This window comes from Sphingomonas sp. Root710 (genome assembly GCF_001429065.1).
Classification (GTDB): domain Bacteria; phylum Pseudomonadota; class Alphaproteobacteria; order Sphingomonadales; family Sphingomonadaceae; genus Rhizorhabdus.
On sequence record NZ_LMIB01000020.1, the window covers coordinates 1 to 24,804 of the forward strand.

Sequence of the window (24,804 nt, forward strand, 5' to 3'; positions counted from 1 at the left end):
CATGACTGCCTTGATGAAGCCGGCGGGCGCTACGCGCCCTTGTCTCCATCAAGGCAATCCGGCCCTTGATCAGGCCGCTTCCCAATGTGCTATGGCGCCGAATTTACCGGTCGCCTGGTCGATCTGTGGGCCTACCATCATGGTGTGCGGATCGACTTCAGCCGACCCGGCAAGCCTACGGACAATGCCTATATCGAGACGTTCAACGGGTCGGTCCGGGACGAATGTCTCAATGTCCACTGGTTCGCTTCGCTGCCAGAGGCCAAGCGGCTGATCGAGGCCTGGAGGCGGGACTACAACGTTAGCCGTCCTCACATGGGTCTTGGCAATCTGACCCCTGTGGAATACCTTGCCAGGTCAGAAACTTGGCCTACCCCGATCGGGGTAGGCCAAGCCGGAAGCTAACGCCGGACCCGGACCACAGAACCCAAGCGCTTCANGGAATACCTTGCCAGGTCAGAAACTTGGCCTACCCCGATCGGGGTAGGCCAAGCCGGAAGCTAACGCCGGACCCGGACCACAGAACCCAAGCGCTTCACCAAGCCGGAAGCTAACGCCGGACCCGGACCAGTCATCGCGGGCAGTCCACTTCAACGCGTCGGTCAACTGCGCATCGTGCAGGAGCCCAGTTACCGATTTCTGCATTCTGATCGGATCGCTGGGCCATTCAGATTCCAGTCTTGCGGGTTTTATAATACGTAGATGCCGTAATGGGCCGGCGTCTCCAAGGTAGCCAGGTGGGTGGCTGTCCCTCAGAATGATGGTGTTGGAACGAGGTCCGAGCGATCGGCCTCGAGCATCATGAGAGGAACAGCCATGGACTATTATGCCGGAATCGATGTCTCTCTGAAAGAGAGCAGCGTTTGCGTGGTGGATGCGAAGGGCAAAGTGGTGCGCGAGGTCAAGGTGGCGAGCGAGCCCGAGTGCCTGATTGGCTATTTCGACGAGCTGGATCTGGAGCTGGTTCGCATCGGCCTGGAGGCGGGTCCACTTTCCCAGTGGCTGCACGCGGCGCTGGTTGCATCGGGACGGGAAGTCGTGTTGCTGGAGACACGGCATGTGAAAGCGGCGCTTTCGGCGATGACGGTGAAAACGGACCGGAAGGATGCGCGGGGGATCGCGCAGTTGCTCCGCATGGGTTGGTATCGTCCGGTTCATGCAAAATCGCCACCGGCCCAGGACATCCGAGCGCTTCTGGTCGGACGCAAGCTTTTGCAGGGCAAGCTCCTCGACGTGGAACTGAGCATCCGGGGTATCCTGCGTGGCTACGGATTGAAGGTTGGCGAGGTCAGCCGCAGACGTTTCGAGGCGCGCATTCATGAACTGATCGAAGGACAGGCCGCATTGTCGATGGTGATCGGCGGGATGCTGGCAGCGCGCACAACACTGTGGGACGAGTTCACGCGTCTCCACCGGGCGATGCTTAAAATCGCCCGCGCCGACAAGGTCTGCCAGAGATTGATGACGACGCCTGGCGTGGGCGCGCTGGTCGCGTTGACCTATCGATCTGCCGTGGATGATCCGTCGCGGTTCGGGAAATCGAGCACGGTGGGCGCCTATTTCGGGCTCACGCCGAAGAAATATCAATCCGGCGAAACGGACCGGGATGGCGGTGTCAGCAAGGTCGGCGATGCGATGGTGCGGACCGCCTTGTTTGAAGCAGCGCATATCATGTTGACGCGGGCAACGCGCTTTTCCAGCCTCAAGCGCTGGGCCCTCGATGTGGCGCAGCGCCGTGGCATGAAGCGCGCGAAGGTGGCGCTGGCGCGCAAGCTGGGCGTCGTCCTGCACCGCATGTGGATGGATACGACGGACTTTCGCTGGAGCGCGAATGCCGTCGCGGCGTGAGGAGAGCTATGTGATTGACGTAGGCAATTAGAAGGACTGCGTTTGATGAGGTCCCGTCGCTGGGACGCAGGCTTGGCAAGGTCGTGTGTAGTGCTGTGATCGCCTCGGCGAAGCACGCTTCCTAGATTGACCTGTCGGCTTGAGGATCTGATGGCATGGTGTGGCGACCTTCGTGTTGACCACGGACAGAAGCATGATCCCGGCGACGAGATAATCATTCAGAGGGACTTGACGAATGAAGGCCCATTACAGAAGCACTAAAGTAACCGCATCGCTTCTAACCTTGCGATGGACATGCGCAAGCTCTTTGGCCGCAAACTTCGTCGCTTTCGCCTTGCTGCCAACCTTAGCCAAGAGGCCGTCGGCGCGAAAATGGGTGTCGACCGCGCCTATGTCGGTCTGATGGAGCGTGGCGAGCAGAATGTCACGTTGCTGACGATATGGGAGTTTGCGAAGCGCTCGACCTGCGGCCAGCAGAGTTGTTTTCCAAGGATGGACTTCCCGAACTCAACAAGGAGCGAATCTTAGAGCCTGTCTTGAATCTTATGCGTAACGAGCGATACGCCTGATGAGGACGATGGCAGCGGCGGCATAGAGTAGGGCAGTTGCGGATTTGATGGTTCGCTCGAAGTCCTTGGCCAATCGACGATTTCGGTTAAGCCATGCGAAGGTCCGTTCGACCACCCATCGTCTGGGATGGACGACGAAGCCGGTCTGATCGGCGAATTTTCGGACGATTTCTATCGTGATGGAGGTGGCGTCCCGGACGCGATCGCTGTTGTAGGCGCTGTCGGCATAGGCGTGCTCGACCAAGGGGTGCCGCTGGCGTGACTGCCTGAGCAAAGGCACTGCGCCGTCTCGGTCCTGCACATCAGCGCCATGAACCAGTAGTTCAAGCGCGCGGCCGTCCGTATCGACCATGGCGTGGCGCTTGCGGCCCAAGATCTTTTTCCCTGCGTCATAGCCGCGCGGTCCACCCGCTTCGGTTGTCTTTACGCTCTGGCTGTCAATAGCCGCCGCCGATGGCATTGGTTCTCGCCCTGTTCGGACGCGGTCGATCTGGACGAGATGGTGGTTGAGGCTTTCGAATATCCCATCGTCGCGCAGGGTGCAGAACCACCGGTAAACCGTGCGCCATGGCGGAAAGCTGTCAGGCAAAAGTCGCCAGGGACATCCTGCCCGCAGCAAATAGAAAATGGCTTCGATAATCTCTCGCATCGGCCAACGCCTTCGCCGTCCGCATTGGCATGGTGCAGGCAAATACGGTTCGATCAAATGCCATTCCGCGTCGGTAAGATCGCTTCCATAGCGAAGCTGCGCGCGGCTATGATGCGCGCGGGCGGTCGGGTTCCACATGATGGCTTCCAAGGTTGGTGTCGCAACCCCTCGGAATCACATCGAAGCTCGGCCGTCCACCGTTACGGTGGCGTTCTGACACAGCCTCTTAGGGGGTTGAGCGTCGTGGCCACGCGCTAACAATTCGTCCGACGGAGAGGGATCATTTGGCGAGAAATGGTCGCAGATCAACGTGGGTGGCTCGCGCGCTATCTCGGACAGACTTTAATAGGCTGTGTCGGATCGGGTTACGATCGCTCCGCTTCCACACAGCCTCGATGGTTACAAGCGCCTTCGCGCCGCTAATAGGCACGTACGTGATACCCGGACGAACATTCGCGGCGGACTGAACGCATATTGTGGCGCCGAGACCCATGCGCACCATTTCGACAAGCGCACCACGCGAAACATCGTGAAATTCGCAGTCAAGCGGTCGTGCACCGATGCGGGCTAGAACGGCGTGATGGCCTGTCTGGTCGCTACCATTCGCTCGCATCAAGATCCGAAGTTTGGCGATATCGTCCCAGCCTAGCGAATTTTCGGAAGCCATTGGATGTCGATCTGGAAGTGCCACCAGCATTCGCTCGTCCCATAAACGTTCCTGCACTATCGTCGCCGATGAAAGGTCCGGCAACAAAGCGACGAACATAACGTCAATCGTCCGCTCATTTAATTGGCGGTGCAGTTCGTGTGGTAAGGCTTCTATAAGCCGCAGCCTCACGTCAGGGCGTTCTGCTGCGAAGGCTGCGATGCCGTCGCAAAGTGGTCCTGTACCAAGTCCGGTGTAGAAGCCAACAGTTAATGAACCCCTTCGACTTTGGGCTGTTGCAATTGCGGTTGCCAATTGCTGATCGATCGTGTGTATCAATGATCGAGCCGACGGCAATATCGCGCGACCGATCGGCGTCAATTCCACCGGAGATCCGCGTTTGCGTTCAAATACATCGGCGCCCACGATTTCTTCCAGGCGTCCAATGGTTTGGCTGATCGCCGGCTGGCTCGTGCCAAGTTGACGTGCGGCGGCCGCGAAATTCCGGGTTTCGACAACTTTGAGAAATATCTCGAGTTGTCGGATCTCAGGCCGCCGCCTCGGAAGCTGTGGCATCTCAGACCGTCACTAAATAGGCACACACTGCGATGATAAAGGCATAAAGAATTCCGAGTTTTGCTAAATCGGCAACGGCAGAAAAAGCATCGAAGTTATAACGGGCGCAATATCTTCTCTCATCTGCTGCCTCCTGCGCAGGCCCCTATTTGTAATATCAAGGCTCAGGGTTCCCAAAAAAGCCGTTCAACGCAAATATAAAAATCTAGAATATATATAACGCATCTATTATGCGACGTCTGGATCAGGCGGTTTCGAAACTAACGCCTCTCGATGGAGGGTGGCCGTTCGAAGGCCTGATTCCAAGCGGATTACGCCCGCAGAAACGGCTTCCAGCGCACCAGCATTCGTAAAATCCACAGATGGAGTTCTCGATCTTCTCTTTTGAAATAGATGGGGAAACGCATTCCGAGATTGCGGACAGTCAGAGATCCCGCGAAGCATTCCGACCCACTCATTCGCAATCCCGTCACCAGCGGCTATGTCATATTTTTCCCCGCCGATAAACCGCACGAAGTGGGGATATAATTCCCCAGCTAGTCTAGCAAGCAAACGGTCGGATTCAGAATTTGAGCCCGCTCGTCGGGCCTCTGTGGGCCGATATCACTCGCGCTTTGTGAGCTAAGGGCTGATTTATGCAAGCGATTAAAACGGCTTTTGTGTCACACCTGTGAGCAAGAAGCGTCTCGTTGAGCTGCGTGAGGCGAGAGCCGGAGTCGAGCTGTTTGTGCTGACCTTTACTATGGCACTTGATTATACAATTGGGAAGGCGACATTTTAGCCGCGCTTCGCCAACTCAAAAAGGCGACAAGGAATTCTCCCGTGACGGCCAAGATCGCCGACTATGGGGAGTTCATCCACGAGCAATTTCACGAGGCGCTTGTTGCTCGGTGCGACAATGAAGTCCTGCTACCGTGCGACGGACCTGTACCGTCCCCCACCGCTGCCTATCGCTAGCGGGCGCTGTCTAAGGACCATGCGCAACGACGTCAGGGAGCATGGAGAGATCGAAAACGCCGTTCTCGAGTGTTCATCCCGAGCCCAAGTGCTGTCTCGCGAATATATCCGCCATACGACCATATCATAATGTAGGGCATCGCTGAGCACGGTTACTTCATTCTCCCGGTGGAGCAATCAGAACGGCAATCGCACCGAGCGATTCAATCCGCCCTTTCACACGATCTCCAACGGACATTGGCCCAACGCCGGACGGCGTTCCTGTATAGATGAGATCACCGGGCTCGATACGATACTGTTCAGACAGCTTGCTGACGATCTCCGCGGGCTTCCAGATCATCTCGGACAGATCGCCCCGCTGCCGCACCTCATCATTCACCAGCAGCTCAATAAAGCCGGTTGAGGGAATGCCGCGATCCGCGATCGGACGGATCGCACCAATCGGTGCTGACCGATCGAAGGATTTGCCGATTTCCCACGGCCGGCCCGCCTTGCGGGCTTCGACCTGCACATCGCGCCGCGTCAGATCGATTCCAATAGCCACGCCGAAAACGTGCGCCGAGGCTTCTTCCTTGGCAATGTCGCGACCGCCTTTGCCGATCGCCAAAACGAGTTCGATCTCGTGCTGGAAATCCTGCGTGTAAGGCGGATAGGCAACGGTGGCGCCATCATGCACGATCGCGTCGGTGGGCTTCTGAAAGAAGAATGGCGGCTGCCGTGCATCGCCCCCCATTTCGCGGATATGCTCGGCATAGTTGCGGCCGACGCAATAGATACGGCGCACCGGAAAAGATTCCGTACGCCCCTCGATCGGCACCGTTGTGACTGTGGGCTCGAAAAGATATTTGTCAGTCATTGACGTATGATTCCCGGAAGATGTCGAGCTTTTCCTGCACGACGCGATCGGAATAGGAAAACAGGACGACCTCGCTAGCTGCGCTGAACGAAAGCGGGAACCAGCTTGGGGCGACGAAGAGATCCTTGGGACCAAATTCTAAGCTGTTGTCCCCGATGGTAACGGTGCCCATGCCCTCGATCACCGAGAAAATGGTACCCGCCGTCGAGCGATAGGGCGCCGTCGCGAAGCCCGCAGGCAGGAGTTGCAGCGCGGTGGTGAGCGTCGGCATAGCGGAGCCGCCCGTTACTGGGTTGATATAGATCATCTTGTAGCCGTGATGCCGATCGGGATCGCGCGTCAGGCTGTAGCGATGAATGGCTTCGCGGCTGGCGCGATAGGGATAATTGAATATCGGCGAGGTCTGCGAACCGCACTGGAAATCGACGGGGAGAAGATTGCTCCCCGCCTCGGCATAAGCGCTGCCCTCCGGCCGGGTCAGCGGATGGGCCGCGCCCGGATAGCTATCGCGGAAGCTAGCGCTTAACAGATTGACGATGTGCATGTCGAGGCCATCGATCCACACCATTGGACCATCGGATTCGTTGCCATGATCATGCCAGGTCCAGGACGGCGTGATGACGAAATCGCCCGGCGCCATCATCGTCCGCTCGCCAGCCACCGCGGTATAGGCATCTTTGCCCTCAATGATAAACCGCAGCGCCGAAGCGACATGGCGGTGCGCCGGCGCGACTTCACCCGGCAGGATGATTTGATAGCCGGCGAACAGGCTGGGGGTGATACGAGACTGGCCTGGCAATCCGGGATTCTCGAACACCAGCACACGACGCTCTGCCTCCTCTGTCGAGATCAGTCCGCATGCTTCGATGAGATAGGGTCGGACGTCGCCGTACCGCCAGATTGCCGGCACCGCCGTAGACCGGGGGAACTCGGTCACGAGTCCGCCGAGCACCCGCCACAATGGCGCAAGATTTTGCTGTCGCGCCCTGTCGTAAAACGGCGAGCGCCCGGCCTCGGCAGCGCGATTGACGGTTTCTACCATGCCATCATCCATCAACACACTCCCCATCCTTGTCATCTATCAAGTTCCGATTAGGCTCCGATACGCTCACATTGGTATCAGCCTGCCATATTCATCTGCGTCGGCAGTTCGTTAATCTCTTCACAGCCATCTTTATTGATGATGATGGTGCCACCAATGTTCACCCGATGATTGTCGCGGCATGCGTCGGGTTCGAGCGCGAAGACCATACCGGGTTCGAGGATCATGTCGTTGAACGGCGGAATGGCCCGGGCTCCGCCATGGTTCATTGCGGGCGGGACATTTTCGATGTTGATCCCGATCTGGCCGACGAGGACGAGGGGATTCACGCTGTGGATTAAAGGCGTCAAAGTCCAGCAGCCGCAGTCGCGAGCCGGGCCCGCCATCGCTTTGTCGACTTCGGCGAAGCTGATCCCCGGCCGCGCGGCGGCCAAGCCGATCTCGTAGCTTTGCCGTGTGATCGCCGCCAGTTCGTGCAGGACGGCGGGGACGGGCTCGATCGCGATTGACATCTGCATCTGCGTTTCCATGCCGCCATAGGCGGGAAATATCTCGGCCTGCACGAGATCGCCTTCACGGACGATGCGGGACTCCCCACCGGCGTAGGTCCAGTAGGGCGGCGCCCATCCGATATCGTCGGCGCCAATGCTGATGATGAGGCTGGGCGGCGGGCCGAAGGCCGCGTTTTTGTGCACCACCTCCATGATCGCGGCGTAGATGTCGCGCTCACGGACGCCAGCTCGGGTCACTTCCAGCATCGCCTCGCACGCTTTTTCACCGATCTGCGCCGCATGTCGAACCAGTCGTTGTTCCTCCGCGCTTTTGACGACCATGACCTTGCTGAATTCAACGGTCACGTCGACGAACCGGGCATCGGGCAGCGTGCTCGTGACAGCCATCCAAGTTCGATAGGGAACAATACCCTCCATCTCGCCGGGCGACTTGCTGTCGAGCCCGACCACTCCGATGCGGCTCGATGAAAGGTTCCTTTCCTTCAGGACCGATGCGATCAGCGGGCCGGTCGGCCCAGCACGGACATCGTCGATCCAGAAGTCCGTGTCCTGCATATTTGCCGGGAAACGCCTCGTTACCCGGTGATAGGTCCAGGTGACGTACGTAGGTTCGGCGCGAAGCGGAAGGATCACGATCCCCTCGATGGATTCGTTGGAAAGATATCCCTCGTAACGCTCGCGGCCGCGTAACCCGAAGACGACCAGCGCTTCGAGGTCTAGCCGTTCCATCATCTTGCGCAATGCGGCCCAGCGCCGGTCTCGCTCTACCAGACTCAGGATCGGACTTTCCGGCAACAGGTAACGGTTTGCCTGGGTCGCGACATCCATCGAATTCTCCCTTGTGATGAAGACTTTAAACTACGAGTGAGATTCCTCGGCGGTTCGGTGCGGCGCCTTGTAAACCGCCGAGTCCCGTGCCTCGTCCTCGATCAACGCGCGCAAACGCCTGCGCGCGAGGACGGCACCGCTATCGATCCGCAGGAGGAGCGGATCCAGATCGAACAGATCGGCATCCCCCATCGCCTGGTGCACCGCTTCGAGCATCGGTGCATCTTCTTCGTCGAAGGACAGCGCAAACAGGCGCCCAATCTCCTGCATGTCGAGACGATTGTCCCTGGGCATTCCGGCATTCCAGAAATAGTGTGTGCTGTCCTCGGTCTCGGGCGTGAGTATATGGACCGAAGGCTGAAACATGCCGTCTTCACGCGCCGCGCCAGGGTGCGTCGCGCCGACATGGAGTAGCATCGAAGCGGGAGCGTCCCATCGCATATCCAGCCAGTGGTCGATGCGCCCATTATTGTCGGGCCACCACAGCTGGATCGCACCGGTCGGAGGGACATTGGGTGCCCACCAGTTCGAATTGATTGTATCACCATCTCGAACGGCGCTGTGCTTGGCTGCCTGAAGGACGCCGCAGAAAGCTGGATGGAGAAACTCGATGTGCGAGAGATCCATAAGGTTGTCGGTGATGAGTTCGTAATAGGCGCTAACGAGTGATACGCCGTCGATGGTTTTGTAAGCCGGATCGGACAGATATTCGAAGCGGGGAATAAGCGCGATCTCTGCCTTCTCAGGTTCACCCGGCCAGTACCAGATGATGCTATCCTGCTCGACAGTGGGGAAGGATTGCGCGCGTATGGATGACGAACCAGTTCCCGGGAAGAAGCCACCGACGCATTGACCCGTCTCATCGAAGCGCAAACCATGATAGCCGCATTCGATGACACCGTTGTCCAGCTTCCCGCGAGACAGCGGCGCGAACCGATGCGGACACCGATCGCGCAGCGCCGTGGCCTGACCATCAGCGCCGCGGAAAATCACCGTCGGAATATCAAGCAGCCGGCGTGAAACCAGAGCGCCTCCATCCAGCTCACTCGACCAAGCCGCCATGTACCAGCTGTTTTTGAGATAGGCCTTCATTTCATTCTCCGCTCGCCCCGCAGTCGCACCACCGGGCTAGGTAGGTATTCAGAGGCTGTAGCTGACCGACAAGGTCCACCAACGCGGATTACCGAGCTGCATCTGCGTGCCGCCGGTTACCTCGGTTTGATCGAAACCGATCCCATAATAGCGCTTGTCGAAGATATTCGAGACGCGGCCTGACAGCCTCCAGCGTCCGCTCGCGTCCTTCCAGTTAAGCGCGGCGTTTACAAGGGTGTAACCCGCGATCCTGGTCGAATTGAAGTTACGGATATTATTGAAGAAATTCGACGTATAATTGCCATCGACCAGCGCGCTTAGCTGCCCGTTCGCCACCTCTACCGGCAGGCGATATTCGAGGCTCGCGCTGATCTGGCGGTTGGGCGCATAGGTGGGCCGCACATCGCGGAACAGCCCCGGCGCGATCTCCACATCCTTGACCTTGGCATGCATCAACGATGCAGCCAGCGTAGCGGTCAGCGCTTCGGTTGGCCGGGCGGTGACTTCAAGATCCACGCCGTAATTACGTGCATCTTTATTCTGCACGTAGCCGCCGACCGTCTGGAAAGTGAACGCCTGATAATCGTGATAGTCGTAATAATAGACCGAGCCGTTGATCGTCAGCCGGCGATCGAGCAGCGAGGCCTTGAAGCCGCCCTCCCCCGTCAGCAGCCGCTCCGGCTTGTACGGAATCTGGTTGTTGGGAAGCGGCGGCGGCAGGAACAGCGCATTGTAGCTTCCGGCCTTCACACCGCGATTGGCGCCGAGATACAGCAGCAGCCCGCCGACCGGCCGAAATTCGAGCTGAACTTTGCCGGTCCACAACTTCTGCACGCGGCGATCTGTGAAGGACGGCTGCAGAGGAAACACCACCGGGCTTCCATCGACGTGGAAGGGATCGACATTTGCCGCCGCGACCGACGCGAAGTCGTAATCCTGGCGCTCGCGAATGCCGCGCGCGCCCACGATCAGCGTCCAGCGCGGCGCGAGATCATATTCCGCCTGGCCGAAGATGGAGAGCGAACGCGTGCGCAGCCGCAGCAGGTTCGACACGTCGACGCCGACCGACTGCAGGCCAAAGAGCCCCGACAGGAACGATCCCGCCGGGCCGCCGAGACCGCGCGTGGACTTGGCGTCGATATCGAGGAAATAGCCGCCCGCCGTCCAGCGGAAGCCCGAAGCCGAGCCACTGAGCCGGAGTTCCTGCGCGAAGCTCGCATCATGGGCGCGGGTCTGGAACGCGCCGACATTGACGGGCGAGGCTTCGAGATCGACGAAGAGCTGCTTCTTGTTCAGCTTGTAATCGGAAATCGAGGCGAGCGACACGCCGCCGCCGAGATCGTAATCGACATGCAGCGCCGCATCGTAATCCGAGAAGCTGTTGATATCGTCGCCGGTGAAATCGAGCGAGGTGCGCAGCCCCGTCACCTGTCGGCCGTCATAGCCGAAGAAATCCGCCCCCGGCGCACGCCCGCCCGAGGCGGGCGCAAACGTGAACAGGTCAGGGCGGCTGCTGCCGACATTGCCGCCATTGGGATTGATCGCGATCCGCGTCTCGGCCGACGATGCGAAGTCGGTCTGAACCACGCGGCCCTGCGCGTCGAGGGTCGCGATCGTCGGCCGCTCGATGACCGGCGCTCCGTTGGTCTTTTGCCGCGCATAAGCGCCGCTCAAACGGATCTTCAGCCGCTCGGTCGGCTCGAACTGGAGCTGTCCGCGAAACGCCAGCGAGTCATCGTTCCAGACATCGTGGCAGCACGGGTTGAGATTGCCTGAAAGGCTGGTGGGCGAACCCGCCGCGAGCCCGCCCGTCGGCGCGACGTTGTGGAAAATATTGTCGTGCCGCCGCAGATAACCAGAGAGGCGGAAGGACACACCTTCCGCGACCGGGCCGCCGAGCCCAGCTTCGAGCTTCACAAGGTTGAAGCGGCCATAATCGGCGCTCGCGTTGGCCGACCATTGATCCGTCGGCTTGCGCACCACGAACTGTACGAGGCCGCCGGTCGCGTTGCGGCCGAACAAGGTGCCCTGCGGCCCCTTGAGTACCTCGACCCGCTCCAGATCATAGGCGGCAAGGGTCTGCCCCTGCTGCGACGGAATATAGGTCTCGTCGGTGTAGACTGCGACGGGCGCCTCGATGGCGTCGTTGAAATCGCTCTGGGTCACGCCGCGAATGCTGAACTGGCTGCTCTGGCCGCCGGCGCTTCCCGAGACGAAGACGCCCGGTGTGATCCTGCCGAGATCGGCGCTGGTGGCGACGCCCTTGGACGCCAGCGCCTGCGCGCTATAGGCTGAGATCGCGATGCCGATATCCTGCACCGACTGCGCGCGGCGCTGGGCAGTAACGATGATTTCATCTCCGGGATCGGCGTCGCTTGCCGCGCCAGCATTGCCGGTGATGGCGACGTCGCCCGTGGCCGCTACCTGCGCGTCCGCAGACACGATCCAGCAGGCGGTAGCCACGCCGGTGACAAGAATGTTTCTGAGCCTAGACATGCGCCTCCCCCTCCCTCTCTCTTGAACCCTTCGGTCGGGGATGTGCCCACGACCTCGGCGCCTCGGACGGCGCTCTTGTTCTATTTCGTTCGTCAGGGATGGCAGGGGCAGTTAAATAAGACAAATAGCCAAATATAGCTTATTCATAAGAAGAATCTTATGTTTTTCGATCTGGCGCGAGATGGTAACGGGCAGGATCACGCCATGCCGAGTGCGCACGGCGCGCCCGCGCGCGAAGCAGATACATGATGGAATCGTCGTGCGCGCCGCCGTGTGCCGTGAGCGCGGATTAGGCGTTGCGCTGGAGCGCCTCGCGGAAGATCCGCAGCGACAAACCGAAGAAGAGGATACAGCCCACCATCCCCGCAATGCTGTTGAGCGAGATGCCCCAGGTGAGCGCGAGCGGGGCAGCGCGCCCGAAGCGGCCGAGGCTGGCGACGAGGACGGGGCCCAGCCCCATCCCGATGATCGAGGTGATCATCAGGAGAATGGCGGTCAAGGTCGCGCGCATGCGGGGCGGGGCGAAATATTGGAGAGCTATCGTTACCGCATTTGACGTCCCGATAAGGAGGAACCCGGCGAAAGCGTAGAAGGTGACGAAGGACAGTTTGGACATGGCGAAAGGCGCCACGATCATGATCAACGCGCCGCCGATGGACGCCGCGATGGGCAGGGCGGCGGCAAGCGACAATTGCTTCGCGTCGGCAAGTTTACGCAGCAGGATCGACAGGACAATCGTGCCGCCCCCGCCTGCCACCGCCTGCGCGATGCCGAAGGCATAGCCCGCCTCCGCCACCGAGGCGCCAAAGGCGCGCTGGATATAGGTCGGCGCCCAGGCCGCGGTGCCGTGCATGATCATCAGGACGAAGCCGTCGCCGATGAACAAACCGAAATAGAGCCAGCCATTCGACTGCATATGCGACAGGATTTCGCCGAGGCCGGGCTTGGCGTCGACATCCTGTCCCTGCCTCGCGGGTTCCCTCGCGACGAGCGAGAACAGCGCGACCAGGGCAAGGCCCGGCATCGCGACCGCGATGAAAACCGCGCGCCAAACCTGCCAGCCCGGAGCGAAGCCCGCGAGCAGAAGCGACTGGATGAACTGGATCAGCGCGGCGCCGGCGAGGAAGGTCAGCGAGCTTCCGGCCATGGCCGTGGCGGAGAACAGCGTCAGCGCGATGAGACGGTGGCGCGGCGGAAACAGGTCGCTGATGAAGGACATCGCCGCCGGAACAAGCGCGGCCTCGCCGATTGCCAAACCGATGCGCAGGACCGAGAGAACCCAATAGTTCGAGGCGAACGCCGTAAGCGCGGTGCAGCTCGACCAGAACAGCACGCCCGCCATGATCAGCGCCTTGCGGTTGCGCGTATCCGCGAAACGCGCGAGCGGGATCGAGGCGGCGACATAGAAGATACTGAAGGCCGTGCCGAATACAAACCCTAGTTGCAGATCCGAAAGCACCAGATCCGTTTTGAGCGGATCGAGCAGCAGCGCCATGATGAATCGATCGACGAAGGACAGAACGTAGAATGACGCCAAGATCGCCAGCGTCGTCCACGCGCGCCAGCTGGCGGAGGCCTGACAAGCCGTCGCGTCCGGGACGATTGCAGCCTTGTTCGACACGGCCATCCGCAATCCCCCTCAATCTCTCTGCAAAAACGACTTAAATATTCGATGTCGTCATGATCGCGCGCCGGGACGGCGACCCCGGCGCGCGCATGTCATCAGAAGTTCTGCGTGACGGTGAAGCCATAGGTCCGGCGATCACCATAAGTAGCCACCACCTCGGACGCGATGGAGTTGAGGTAGCTGGCATATTTCTTGTCGAATAGGTTACGGCCCCACAGCTGGACCGACGTGCCCCCGTGCAGCTTCAACGTTGCCGAGGCATCAGCCAGTCCATAGGCCTTCTGCTTCTGGCTGGCGAGATTGTCCGCCCGGAAATAGAAGCTGCTGGTATAGTTGTACGAAGCTCGCAAGCTCAGATCCGCTCCGCCCAACGGCATATCATAGTTCACCGATCCGTTGAGGCGATGCGACGGAGCGCGCGGCAGGTCGAAGCCGCCATAGTTGGTGGTCGCGCTGGGCCGATATTCACCGAAGCGACCTCGCAGATAGGCATAGCTCGTATCGATACGAAGCTGCTGCGTGAGCCGCGCCGAAACTTCCAGTTCCACCCCCTTGGTCGTCGCCGTCGCCGCATTGTCGCTCGGCGAGATAGACACGCCATTAGGTAGGGTGATCGAACGGCGCACCTGGAGATCGCGATATTTGTTGTAGAAAACCGCCCAGTTGAGGCGGAGGTGCTGATCCAGGAAATCCGCCTTCATGCCGACTTCATAGGCCTTGACCTTCTCCGGACGGAGAATGACCTGCGCTTCCGACAGGATACCCGGCGTCGACTGGGTGCCGCCGCCCTTGAACCCCTGTGAGAAGGTCGCGTACAACAGCGTGCCTGCGTTCGGCTTGAATTCAAGGCCTATCTTCGGGTCGAAGGACGTGTCGACCGGCTTTGCTACGAAGGTGTAGGGCACCGCTAGCCGGGCGAAAGTGGGAACGCTGGCTTGGTCCCCGCGCAGGGTGAACTTGCGCTCATCGCGGGTGTAGCGCCCGCCAAAGGTCAGCCCGATCTTGTCCGTAATGGCGAAGGTGCCCTGGCCGTAAAGTGCGACACTCGTCAGGTTCGAATTGAGATAGACGAGCTTGTGCGCGCCCTGCAGCGGCGTGCCCGCCACACGCGCCGGATTGTTGAACTCGGCTAAGGCAAGCGTGGTCCCGGTGCCGTAATAGAGATCGGAATTCTCATAGCCCTTATCCTGGAACAGGTAGAGGCCCGCGACCCACTTCAGCCGATCGCCGAAGGAGAGGAAGCCGTCGCTGTTGGACGAGAAGCGCAGTTCGCCGGAATAAGTGTCGGATCTGGCTTTGGCACCATAGCCGAACAAATCCTTGTCGGTTCCGTCGTAATCCTGCTGGATATCGAGGCCGTAGCCGACCCAGCTGACAATTCCGGTGATCGTCATGGGATCGGCATCCCATACGAGCCGTCCCGAAGCCTGTTTGTTCCGCACCTTGTTGAAGCCAGGATAGGAATAGGTGCCATGCCACGGATCCTTGTCGAGCGTATAGCTCGTCTGCGGCCCCTGCAGCACCAGCGGACCCGCGATCGGATCATACAGGGTCGCGTCGTAATTGCCGCGATAATAGGAGCCGTTCAGCTTGAAGGTCAGGCTATCGGTCAGCTTGGCAACGAAGGTATCGCGCACGGTCAGGTGGCTGAACCCGTCAGACTTGCCGCTCGTCAGATCATGCATAAAGCCCTTGCGGTCGCGATAGCCGGCCGCGAACCGGTTCGAGACGGTGTCGCTGATCGGAGTCGTGATCGCGCCTCGTACGTCGACCAGGCTACGGTTGCCATAACCGCCGCTGACATAGCCTTCGAAGCTGTCACCCGGATCGGTGGTGAAGATCGACACGGCACCACCGATCGTATTGCGGCCGAACAACGTGCCCTGCGGCCCGCGCAGCACTTCGACGCGGCTGACGTCGACGAGGCCCGAAAACACGTCGGCGAAACGCGGCTGATACACGTCATCGACGTAAACGCCCGACGACGGGTTCGAACCGATATCGAAACGGTTGGTGAAGATGCCGCGGATGGCAAGCTCGGACTTCTGACCGCCGTCGGCATCGAATTGCACGCCCACCACGGCCTTGGTCAGCGCCTGCAGATTTGTCGCGGCCGCGGCCTTGAGCTGGTCGCCACCGATCGCCGTGATCGCGACAGGGATGCTCTGTGAGCGCTCCGCGCGCCGCGTTGCGGTCACGATAATGTCCTCCAGTCCGTTGTTCGCATCGGCCGCCTGCGGCTGCGGCGCGCCGGCCTCCTGCGCGAAAGCAGGCATCGAAAAAACGAGCGCGCTGACGGACGCTGCTAAAGCGATGCGCCGCGCCCCCTGCTGCAAAGAAGAGCTCCTGTAGTTCATATCCCATCCTCCCCACTTCATTAAGTTTCTCGAGTGAAAATTCTTGGTTTAAAAGTAAGCTACAACATCACATTGATTGTCTTGAGTTCGGTATAGCTGAGCATTTCTTCGATCCCCTCCTCGCGGCCGACGCCGCTGCTGCTCATCCCGCCAAAGGGAACGCCGAGGAAATGCCGGCTACAGCCGTTGATCCAGACATGTCCGGAACGCACGCGCTTCGCGACCGACAGCGCAGCTTTGACATCACTGGTCCAGATCGCTGCCGTCAGGCCAAATTCGGTACTGTTGGCGAGATCGACGACCTCGTCGACATCGCTCCAGCGCGCGATCGACAGGATCGGGCCAAACACCTCCTCGCGCCACAAGCGCATGGATGGCGTTACATCGGCGAACACCGTGGGCTCGACCCAAAAGCCGCGGCTGAAATCCTCGCCCTGCGGCCGTCCACCCCCAAAGATCAGCCGTGCGCCTTCGCACTTCGCGTCAGCGATGAAGCCCAGCACCTTGTCGTGCTGGACCTTCGAATTGAGCGGCCCCATGCCCGTCGCAGGATCGTGTGGATCTCCGACCCGGATCAATCCCATCCGTGCCGCGACACGCTCGACCACGGCATCGTAAAGCGCGTCATGAACGAGCAGCCGGCTGGTGGATCCGCACGACTGGCCTTGCCAGGAGAAGTTCATTCCGCCGATGGCGGCCTGTGCGATGGCGTCGGCATCATTGTCCGGGAAGACGATCATCGGGTTCTTACCGCCGAGCTCGAGCGTGACATGTTTCACACCGGACTCCGCCGCCGCCCGTTGGATTGCACGGCCTGTCGGCACCGATCCGATGAAGGCGATACGTTTCACAACCGGATGTCGGACGAGCGCATCCCCCGCGACCCGGCCAGAGCCGGTGACGATATTGAAAATTCCGGGAGGCAACGTATCGCGCGCGATCTCTGCAAGTATCATCGCCGAGAGCGGGCTAGTCTCCGGGGGCTTAACGATCACGGCATTACCAGCAGCTAACGCTGCCGCAGTTCGCGCCACGGCGAACATGATCGGATGGTTGAACGGCACGATCCGGACAACCACGCCATAAGGCTCTCGAACGGTCAGGTGCAAATTCTCAGACGTCGCCGGAATTGTCTGCCCTTTGAGCTCATGAGCTATGCCGGCATAGTAGCGAAGGCTATCGATAGCGACACCTACATCGCCGCGCATCGGCGTAATCGTGTTGCCGGTGTCCGCGACCTCTACCTCGAGGATTTCCTGGGCTCGGGCGGCGATCGCATCGCCAAAGGCCCGCATGGCCTCGCCACGCTCAAGCGGCGAAAGGGCCGCCCAGGCAGGCCATGCGGCCTCGGCTGCCCGCACCGCGCGATCGACATCCTGCTCGGTCGCGGCCGGCGTGCGACCAATGACACGCTCATCGACGGGACTGATCGAATAATCATATTCACCGCTTTGCGATGCGACAAGTTCGCCGCCGATCAACATGCGATCGAGTGAGGTAACGAAGCGATGGCTGTCATAAGCCGATGCCACGAACGCTGAGGAAGCCTGGGTCATATATGCATCATCCCGCCATCGACGTTGACCGTTTGTCCGGTCATGAACCGGCTGTCAGGACCGAGCAGAAAGGCGACGACGTCGGCGATGTCCTCGGTCGAGCCAGGCCGTTTGAGCGACTGGGCATTGACCAGCTGCACCCGTTGTTCGGGGGTGACCGACGCGCGGGGAACCTCAGTGAAGATCGGGCCGGGGGTGAGCGCGTTCACCCGCACATTATATTCGCCGAGCTCGCGCGCCATCGCCCGGCTGAGGCCGATCACGCCCGCCTTCGAGCCGACATAATGGGCGTAATTCTGACGCCCCATCATGACCGTGCTCGACGACATGTTGACGATGCTGGCATTTTCGGCCGCCTGCAGCGGCGCCAGCGCGGCGCGGGCCATCTGCCAGATGCCCTTGAGGTTGACCGCCATGACCATATCCCATTCCTCTTCGGGAATTTCCCAGAAGGGCCGCATCGGCAGGGTCGAGAAAATCGCGGCGTTGCTGACGATCCCATTGAGCGATCCGAACGCATCGAGCGTATCGGCGACCGCCGCCTGGCAATCGGCGAAGCTCGAAACATCGCCGCGAACCGCAATGGCCCGCCCGCCCGCGGCCGCAACCTCGTCGACGACCGCCGCCCCGCGTTCCTTGTTGGTGTCGACGATGCACACGCTGGTGCCCCGTTCCGCCAGTGTCAGGACGATCCGGCGGCCGATTCCTTGGCCGCCCCCCGTCACGATGACCGATTGCGTCATTCTTGTCCTTTCAGATACGGCTGAAATCAGCCGTCGAGCTGCATCGTGACCAGCGAAGCCTGGTCTTTGCGCACGATCTCGACTTCCAGCCGCGTGCCGCTGGTCGGGCAGATGAATTCGCGCATCTCCAGATCGGGATGCAGCCTGACGAGCTGGCCATAGGCGTCCGCGGCGACCGTCCGTTTCACGACATGCTGCTTCCAGTCTCCGGAGGCCGGGCCGAGATCATGGCCGCCCAGCGAGCGGAACCGGCCATCCTCAATCCGCACTTCCGCAACATCGGCCGCCAGAAGCTCGTCGGACAGCGGCGTCGGCGTGACACCGGCCAGCCGCTCCGTGCGGATGGCGGTTCGGCGCGTCGAGGTTGCGGCGTCATCCACCTGCCCATCCGATAGGACGACGCCGTAGCGATCCTGAGCCGCCGCAACCGAGACACGGCCGGCCCAGACATCGGCCGCGACCCGCACCGGATCCCGCCGGAGCGGATCGCCAAATCCACCGCCGCCCTGGAAACTATAACCGATGACATCGCCCGCCCCGATGTGGAGATGTCCCGGCTTCGGCCCGAGATCCTCGATCGGAAGCGATAACAAGGCGTTCAGTCCCGCGGCATTGCGGCTGAGCTCGGCCACCGTTCCAAGGCCCCTGCCCAAGAAATTGCGCCCACAGGAGCCCGGCAGGCCGCCATAGAGCCCGACCGAGTTCGGAACTTCGATACCGTGACCCAGCATCATCGCGGCGAGGCCCTGCGTGTCGTGCGGCGTGATCGCGAGCACCGAGCCCATTCCGCCGCGCTGGCGGCCGGGGCCGCCGCTGTCGGGGACGAATTCGCGGAACAGATACAGCAGCGGGCTGGACGCCTCGTTCGATTCGACATTGGCGATCGCGGGGCGCGGCACGACATAATCGCCCGAACCGTCCAGCCCGTCATGATCGATAAACGCGCCGCCGCCGCCCGCCGTGGAGTCGAGCAGGAAGGTTCCGAACGGGCCCCCGTCACGCCCCTGACCAGCGAGCGTGAGAACGGTCATATGTCCCTTGGTCACGGCCTGGCCTTCGCCCACCGTCTCCGGCGCGCAGGTGGCGAGGCGCGACAGCGCGGCGACCGTGACGTTCTGGACGATCCAGGCGGCCGAGATAGTGCCCCCCGATGTCGGCGCAGGACGCGTAGCGTTGCAAAGACATCCCTCCGGCGCATCGATCGTCACGACGCGCATAACACCCTCATTCCAGCGGATCTTGGGCGCGAGGATCGGAAGCAGGCCGGTCAACACCGCGCCGCGAAGGCCGGACATGGTGCAATTGATCAGGCCGGGGGCCTGCGGCGACGTGCCGGCGAAGTCGAAGTGGAGACTGTCCCCGCGCTTATGAACGGCGAGGCTGATCTGATAGAGAACGTCCTCGTGCCCATCATGCTCGAGATAATCCCGCGCCCGGAAGATGCCGTCGGGAAGGTTGGACAGCGCTTCGCGCATCTGGCGCTCGGATGCCTCGATCTCGCGCCGCATGACCGCTTCGACGACGTCGACGCCGTAGCGCTCCATCAGCGCGGTCAGCCTGCGGGTAGCCACCATGTTCGCGGCGATCATCGCCTTGAGATCGAGACCAAGCGTGTCGGGCAGGCGGGTCATGCCCATGATCATCTGCCAGATGTCCTTGCGAAGCCGGCCGCCCTCGACCAGCTTCAGCCCTGGCAGGAGCATGGCCTCCTGGTGGATCGTGGTGGCACCGATGCCCCAGCTGCCGAAGTTCATGCCGCCCATGTCGAGCTGATGCGCGCAGGAGCCCGCCCAGGCGACATGCCGGCCGCCGATGAAAACCGGCGCCACGATCGAGACGTCCGGCTGGTGGATCGCGCCCTTATAGGGATCGTTCAGGATGAACATGTCGCCTTCGGCGATCCCCGGATTATCGCCGAAATCCTGTATGATCGAGCGGATTACGCTGGACATCGTGCCCGTATGGAACAGCACCTGCGGCCCCATCGTGACGATTGATCCATCGGCGAGGTACAGCCCGTTGTTGAAGTCGGTCGCCTCGGTGACGACGGGCGAGCCCGAAGCCGACTTCAGCGTGGTCGCCTGTTCCTCGGTGATCGCCTGAAGCTTGTTGCGGACGACTTCGAAGGTGATCGTGTCGATCTCCGCAGGATCGAATTTCGCGTCGCGCGCCGCCGACGGATGCACAGCCGTTGCCATCAGGCTTCTCCCTCGGGCGTGATGATGATGTTGCTCGCGGCATCGAGCCGCGCGACCTGACCAGCCGCGATGAACAGCGCCGTCTCCGGATGCTCGACGATGGCGGGGCCACGGATTTCGAAATCGACCGGCAACGCGCGCCAAGCATAGACCGCCGCGTCCATCCAGCGCCCCAGGATCGGCTCGAACACGTCGCGGCTACGCCGCACGGGCGGCTCGGTCGCCATGCTCAGGCGGATCGCAGGCCGGTGCGTGCGGCCGATGGCCTCGACGCGCAGGTTGGTGATTTCCAGCCCAGCCTGGGAGAAGCCCGCGCCTTCGCCATAGATCGTCTCGTAGGTGGTTTCGAAGCGCTGCGTGAGGGCCACGAGCACCTCGTCGTCGACCACGCCCGGCGTCAGCTCGATCGCCAGATCGTTGGTCTGCCGCCGGTAGCGCATGCTAACCGAGCGCTGGAGGATGATGTCGCCATCAGGGACGCCGGCACGATGAAGCGCCGCGCGGCTGTTTTTTTCCAGATCGACGAAACCGGCTTCGACGGCCCGAGCATCCAGCCCGTGATGGAGCGGAGCCGCACCGCCGCCGCCCTGCATGATCAGCGAAATCTCCGCCGAATGGTTGAGATCGGAGACGAGCGCGCCATAAGCCGAATGCGCCATGCTGGTGAACGGCACAACGATCTTCGAGACGCCGAGTTCGGCACCGAAGCCTGCACAATGAACCGGGCCCGCGCCGCCATAAGCGAACAGCGCGAAGTCGCGCGGATCATGGCCTCGACCTATCGTGACCTCCCGCAGCGTATCCGCCATATGGGCATCGACGATCCGGCGGATGCCTGCAGCCGCGCTCTCGACGCTGATCCCAAGCGGATCGGCGATATGATGCTGGATGGCGTTCCGCGCGGCATCGCGATCGAGCTTCATCTTGCCGCCGAGGAATCCGCTCGGATCGATGATCCCCAGCACGACGTCCGCATCGGTGACCGTCGGCCGCGTGCCGCCACGGCCGTAGCAGACGGGGCCGGGACGCGCACCGGCGCTTTCCGGCCCAACGCGAAGCAGCCCGCCCTCGACATGCGCGATCGAGCCGCCGCCTGCGCCGATCGCGCGGATTTCAACCATCGGCGTGCTGATATGATATCCGCCGGCCTCGTGATTGGTCGAGAGCAGCGGCTTGCCGTCGACGATCAGGCCGACGTCGAAGCTCGTGCCGCCCATATCGGTGGTGATCACATTGGCGAGGCCCAGTTCCTTGGCGAGCTGGAGTGAACCCATGACGCCGCCGGTCGGCCCGCTCGTGACAAGAACGACCGGACGCTCGGCGGCTTCGGCCACCGGCATCACCCCGCCCGCGGAGTTGAGCACGGAGAAGGAGCCGCCAAATCCACGCGAGCGCAGCAACCCCTCGATCTGATCGAGATAGGAAACGACCTTAGGCGCGAGATAGGAGTTCATCGCCGTCGTCGCCATGCGCTCATATTCGCCGATGACCGGCGCGACATCGCACGACAGGCTGACATAGGCCTTCGGCATCATCTCGGCGATGATCTCGCGGATGCGCCGCTCGTGCGCCGGATGGCGGAAGGACCATAGCAGACACACCGCGATCGTCTCGACATCCTCGGCGATGAAATCGGCCAGCGCAGCGCGGACATCATCCTCGTCGAGCGGCACCAGGATATTGCCCGCCTGATCGACGCGCTCGACGACTTCCTTGATCAGCGGCCGGGGCACGATCGGCGCCGGATATCGCCGCTGGCTATACCAGCCCAGCCGATCGACCGGAACGCCGGCGGTGAACCCCATGAGGCGCTGGAGCAGGAGCGTATCGCCGAAGCCACGCGTGGTGATCAGGCCAGTGCGCGCGCCATCGCGCTCGATCAGCGCGTTGGTCGCCTGGGTGGTGCCATGGCCGAAGGCGGTGACGCGACCGATGAGCTCGTCGGCGGACAGGCCCCGCGTTTCAGCCGCCCGGCCGATCGCGTCGAACACGCCGTCCTGGAGCATGCCGGGCGTGCTCAGCGCCTTGGTGACAGTGATCTGACCCTCCTCGTCCAGCAGGACGAGATCGGTGAAGGTGCCGCCGATATCGACGCCTAGATACATTTCGGGTGCCCTCTCCTGCGCCACGAGACCTTCCGATGTGCGATGAAAATCGCACCACATCGCTCGCGGCTTGAGGGAAGATTGGGCCCGGTGTAGTGATAAGACAAATATATAGAATCAACGAACCCATACGAGGTTGCTTATGAATAAGCGCTATGATGATCCTGCGGAAATCGAGGCGCGTGCCGCTCAACATAGCAGCCCGGAACAGGCGGCGAACGGCAGCATGCGGCGGCTGCGGTCATCGCAGGTAACACTCCAGAAGCTCCAGATATTCTGCGCGGTGATCGACCAGTCGGGCGTGACGCGCGCAGCCGAAAAGCTCGGCGTGGCGCAGCCCGCGGTGACGGCCCAGTTGCGCAGCCTGGAGGACAAGCTGGGCGTGACGCTGCTGCGCAAGAGCGGGCGCATCCTCGTGCTAACCGAAGCCGGTGACAGGGTGTATCGCTGGGCCAGCGAGATGATCGCGCGCAGCTTCGAGATCGAACGCGAACTGGGAAGCCTGAGCGATGGCGCGGCGGGCAGCGCGGTCATCGCCGCCACGATGGCGGCGGGATCCTACCTTGTCACCGACATGGTGGTCGAATTCTCGCGCGCCAATCCCGGCGCGCATATCGCGGTGCAGGTCTCCAGCCCGCCGATCGCGCTCGACGCGGTGCGGAACGGCAGCTGCGATTTCGCGATCGTCGTGCTGGACCGCACGCAGGACATCGCCGACCTGACCGCGCAGAAATTGTGGGAGGAACCGCTGGTGTTGTGCGCCTCGCCCGAAGGCGCGCCGATCAGCGACAGTCTCAGCAACGCGCAACTCTCCGATGTGACATGGGTGACGCCGCCCCGCGGTCTCGTGACCCGCGATCTGGAGGACCAGATGCTGCGGGCCAACGGCGTCGTCATGCGCAACATCGCGCTGGAGCTAGGCCACCCCGAGGCGCTGAAGCGGGCCGCGCGGGCGGGCATCGGCGTGACCTTCCTACCCGAAACGACCATTCGCGACGACTTGGCGTTGAAGATGCTACGCAGGATAGAGACGCCCGACCTTCAGCACGTCACGCTGCCGGTGTTCCTGGTCCATCGTCGCCGCAAGCTGCTGTCGGCGCTGCAGCGGCGCCTGCTGGATCACATCGTCAACTCGCGACCGAAGGAATATGTGAAGCGCGACGAGCAGGCGGACGACGCCTGACGAACGGCAGCGTCAGTCGGCAGGCGTCTGATCGCTGCCGCCCGCCGGGAAATCGACGCCGACTTGCTTTTCTTCCAGCGAGGCGAGCGCCGCCTGAGCCACGAACTCGTTTGTGGTCGACGAGGCATATTGCCGATGCCATGCGAGGCCGAAGGACACCGAGCCGAGATGTTCCGGAATGCCGCGCACGTCGAGGGGGCGGAAGGACACGCCGCGCATGCGCAGGCGCTCGGCGGACGCCGGCACGATCGCAACGCCTTCGCCGCAGGCGACGATGCCTACCACTGCCTCGGTCGTCGGCGCTTCGTGCGCGATGTCCGGATCGAACCCCGCGAGGCGGCATAGCGCGTGGAGATCGGCATGGTAGTTGAAGCCGCGCGACGGCAGATACGTGACGAAGCGGGACGAGGCCAGCTCTCCAACGGAAAGGGCGCCGGATTGGGCCAGTTGAGGATGATGGCTCGGCAGCGCGACGATCAGCGGCTCGCGATGGACGAGCCTGGTCTCAACGACCTCGTCATGGACCGGCAGACGCAGGATACCGACATCGATCTCCCGGTTGCGCAGCGCCTCGATCTGATAGGGCACCGGCATGGGGCAGAAGCGGATCTCGACGTCCGAGACCTTTTCGCGGAACCCCCGCACCAGCGCCGGAAGCAGCGCGAAGACCGCCGATCCGCCGAAGCCGATCGACAGGCTTCCCCGTAAGCCCTGCGCAGTCTGGCGGGCGCGGTTCACGCTTTCGCCCAGCTGGCGGAGTATCAGGCTCACATCGTCGACGAGGCTTCGACCTGCGGGCGTCAGCGCTACGCTATGTTTGTCGCGAACGAACAACCGGGCGTCGATCTCCCTTTCCAGATCCTGAATCGCGCGACTGAGCGGCGGCTGCGAAACATTGCACCGCAAGGCGGCGCGGCTGAAGCTAAGCTCCTCCGCAACGGCAACCAAATATTGCATTTGCCGC

The 24,804-nt window shown here is 61.7% G+C and carries 17 protein-coding genes and 1 pseudogene; 4 read left to right on the plus strand and 14 right to left on the minus strand.

What is annotated here, in order from left to right:
• Positions 1-93 precede the first annotated feature (93 nt).
• From ASE00_RS22185 to ASE00_RS22195, 3 genes and pseudogenes are all read left to right on the plus strand, one after another.
• Positions 94-405, plus strand: a pseudogene (locus ASE00_RS22185) (integrase core domain-containing protein); the annotation flags it as partial.
• Between the two features lie 411 nt (positions 406-816).
• A complete protein-coding gene (locus ASE00_RS22190; RefSeq protein WP_056383971.1) occupies positions 817-1,848 on the plus strand; it encodes an IS110 family transposase in 1,032 nt (343 codons plus the stop codon).
• A 288-nt stretch (positions 1,849-2,136) separates the two neighbouring features.
• Positions 2,137-2,376: a helix-turn-helix transcriptional regulator gene (locus ASE00_RS22195; protein ID WP_235538794.1), complete on the plus strand. Its 240-nt coding sequence runs from the start codon at positions 2,137-2,139 to the stop codon at positions 2,374-2,376.
• Positions 2,377-2,391: 15 nt separating this feature from the next.
• Here ASE00_RS22195 and ASE00_RS22200 read toward each other — a convergent pair whose 3' ends face one another.
• The 13 genes from ASE00_RS22200 to ASE00_RS22255 all read right to left on the minus strand — a co-directional run bounded on the left by ASE00_RS22200 (position 2,392) and on the right by ASE00_RS22255 (position 22,657).
• Positions 2,392-3,204 (minus strand): IS5 family transposase, encoded by an 813-nt coding sequence (locus ASE00_RS22200; RefSeq protein WP_056383973.1) that lies wholly within the window; start codon positions 3,202-3,204, stop codon positions 2,392-2,394.
• A 142-nt stretch (positions 3,205-3,346) separates the two neighbouring features.
• Positions 3,347-4,288 carry a LysR family transcriptional regulator gene (locus tag ASE00_RS23190; protein WP_082594900.1) on the minus strand — a complete coding sequence of 314 codons (942 nt, stop codon included), beginning with the start codon at positions 4,286-4,288 and terminating at the stop codon, positions 3,347-3,349.
• 1,114 nt (positions 4,289-5,402) lie between these two features.
• The gene (locus ASE00_RS22205) at positions 5,403-6,101 is read right to left on the minus strand and encodes a fumarylacetoacetate hydrolase family protein (protein ID WP_056383975.1); all 699 of its coding nucleotides are present in this window, start codon (positions 6,099-6,101) and stop codon (positions 5,403-5,405) included.
• Positions 6,094-7,155, minus strand: a complete 1,062-nt coding sequence (gene gtdA, locus ASE00_RS22210) for a gentisate 1,2-dioxygenase (RefSeq protein WP_056383977.1) — start codon at positions 7,153-7,155, stop codon at positions 6,094-6,096. The genes ASE00_RS22205 and gtdA overlap by 8 nt, the downstream gene beginning before the upstream one ends.
• 65 nt (positions 7,156-7,220) lie before the next feature.
• A complete protein-coding gene (locus ASE00_RS22215; protein WP_056383979.1) occupies positions 7,221-8,483 on the minus strand; it encodes a M24 family metallopeptidase in 1,263 nt (420 codons plus the stop codon).
• A gap of 30 nt (positions 8,484-8,513) precedes the next feature.
• On the minus strand, positions 8,514-9,575 hold the full coding sequence (locus tag ASE00_RS22220) for an aromatic ring-hydroxylating dioxygenase subunit alpha (RefSeq protein WP_056383981.1): 1,062 nt from the start codon (positions 9,573-9,575) through the stop codon (positions 8,514-8,516).
• 48 nt (positions 9,576-9,623) lie between these two features.
• On the minus strand, positions 9,624-12,071 hold the full coding sequence (locus ASE00_RS22225) for a TonB-dependent receptor (protein ID WP_082594901.1): 2,448 nt from the start codon (positions 12,069-12,071) through the stop codon (positions 9,624-9,626).
• 289 nt (positions 12,072-12,360) lie between these two features.
• Positions 12,361-13,698, minus strand: a complete 1,338-nt coding sequence (locus ASE00_RS22230) for an MFS transporter (protein WP_056383985.1) — start codon at positions 13,696-13,698, stop codon at positions 12,361-12,363.
• 95 nt (positions 13,699-13,793) lie between these two features.
• Positions 13,794-15,974: a TonB-dependent receptor gene (locus ASE00_RS22235; protein ID WP_162256513.1), complete on the minus strand. Its 2,181-nt coding sequence runs from the start codon at positions 15,972-15,974 to the stop codon at positions 13,794-13,796.
• Between the two features lie 140 nt (positions 15,975-16,114).
• Entirely contained in the window at positions 16,115-17,539 is a 1,425-nt protein-coding gene (locus tag ASE00_RS22240; protein ID WP_056384073.1) for an aldehyde dehydrogenase family protein, read from the minus strand.
• Between the two features lie 68 nt (positions 17,540-17,607).
• Entirely contained in the window at positions 17,608-18,354 is a 747-nt protein-coding gene (locus ASE00_RS22245) for an SDR family NAD(P)-dependent oxidoreductase (RefSeq protein WP_056383989.1), read from the minus strand.
• A 26-nt stretch (positions 18,355-18,380) separates the two neighbouring features.
• A complete protein-coding gene (locus ASE00_RS22250) occupies positions 18,381-20,552 on the minus strand; it encodes a hydantoinase B/oxoprolinase family protein (protein ID WP_056383991.1) in 2,172 nt (723 codons plus the stop codon).
• Positions 20,552-22,657, minus strand: coding sequence for a hydantoinase/oxoprolinase family protein (locus tag ASE00_RS22255; RefSeq protein ID WP_056383994.1), 2,106 nt, complete (start codon positions 22,655-22,657; stop codon positions 20,552-20,554). Before ASE00_RS22255 ends, ASE00_RS22250 begins: the two co-directional genes overlap by 1 nt.
• A 142-nt stretch (positions 22,658-22,799) precedes the next feature.
• On the opposite strand from ASE00_RS22255, the gene ASE00_RS22260 reads away from it, so the two are divergent.
• Complete coding sequence (locus ASE00_RS22260; RefSeq protein ID WP_056383995.1) at positions 22,800-23,840, plus strand: LysR family transcriptional regulator; 1,041 nt, start codon at positions 22,800-22,802, stop codon at positions 23,838-23,840.
• 12 nt (positions 23,841-23,852) lie between these two features.
• Here ASE00_RS22260 and ASE00_RS22265 read toward each other — a convergent pair whose 3' ends face one another.
• Positions 23,853-24,797: a LysR substrate-binding domain-containing protein gene (locus tag ASE00_RS22265; protein ID WP_056383997.1), complete on the minus strand. Its 945-nt coding sequence runs from the start codon at positions 24,795-24,797 to the stop codon at positions 23,853-23,855.
• Between the last annotated feature and the right edge of the window lie 7 nt (positions 24,798-24,804).

Excerpts from the sequence above, each read along its gene's own strand:
- ASE00_RS22190 (WP_056383971.1), top strand. The coding sequence starts at position 817 with ATGGACTATTATGCCGGAATCGATGTCTCTCTGAAAGAGAGCAGCGTT.
- ASE00_RS22195 (WP_235538794.1), top strand. The coding sequence starts at position 2,137 with ATGGACATGCGCAAGCTCTTTGGCCGCAAACTTCGTCGCTTTCGCCTT.
- ASE00_RS22200 (WP_056383973.1), bottom strand. The coding sequence starts at position 3,204 with ATGTGGAACCCGACCGCCCGCGCGCATCATAGCCGCGCGCAGCTTCGC.
- ASE00_RS23190 (WP_082594900.1), bottom strand. The coding sequence starts at position 4,288 with ATGCCACAGCTTCCGAGGCGGCGGCCTGAGATCCGACAACTCGAGATA.
- ASE00_RS22205 (WP_056383975.1), bottom strand. The coding sequence starts at position 6,101 with ATGACTGACAAATATCTTTTCGAGCCCACAGTCACAACGGTGCCGATC.
- gtdA (WP_056383977.1), bottom strand. The coding sequence starts at position 7,155 with ATGGATGATGGCATGGTAGAAACCGTCAATCGCGCTGCCGAGGCCGGG.
- ASE00_RS22215 (WP_056383979.1), bottom strand. The coding sequence starts at position 8,483 with ATGGATGTCGCGACCCAGGCAAACCGTTACCTGTTGCCGGAAAGTCCG.
- ASE00_RS22220 (WP_056383981.1), bottom strand. The coding sequence starts at position 9,575 with ATGAAGGCCTATCTCAAAAACAGCTGGTACATGGCGGCTTGGTCGAGT.
- ASE00_RS22225 (WP_082594901.1), bottom strand. The coding sequence starts at position 12,071 with ATGTCTAGGCTCAGAAACATTCTTGTCACCGGCGTGGCTACCGCCTGC.
- ASE00_RS22230 (WP_056383985.1), bottom strand. The coding sequence starts at position 13,698 with ATGGCCGTGTCGAACAAGGCTGCAATCGTCCCGGACGCGACGGCTTGT.
- ASE00_RS22235 (WP_162256513.1), bottom strand. The coding sequence starts at position 15,974 with ATGCCTGCTTTCGCGCAGGAGGCCGGCGCGCCGCAGCCGCAGGCGGCC.
- ASE00_RS22240 (WP_056384073.1), bottom strand. The coding sequence starts at position 17,539 with ATGTTGATCGGCGGCGAACTTGTCGCATCGCAAAGCGGTGAATATGAT.
- ASE00_RS22245 (WP_056383989.1), bottom strand. The coding sequence starts at position 18,354 with ATGACGCAATCGGTCATCGTGACGGGGGGCGGCCAAGGAATCGGCCGC.
- ASE00_RS22250 (WP_056383991.1), bottom strand. The coding sequence starts at position 20,552 with ATGGCAACGGCTGTGCATCCGTCGGCGGCGCGCGACGCGAAATTCGAT.
- ASE00_RS22255 (WP_056383994.1), bottom strand. The coding sequence starts at position 22,657 with ATGTATCTAGGCGTCGATATCGGCGGCACCTTCACCGATCTCGTCCTG.
- ASE00_RS22260 (WP_056383995.1), top strand. The coding sequence starts at position 22,800 with ATGAATAAGCGCTATGATGATCCTGCGGAAATCGAGGCGCGTGCCGCT.
- ASE00_RS22265 (WP_056383997.1), bottom strand. The coding sequence starts at position 24,797 with ATGCAATATTTGGTTGCCGTTGCGGAGGAGCTTAGCTTCAGCCGCGCC.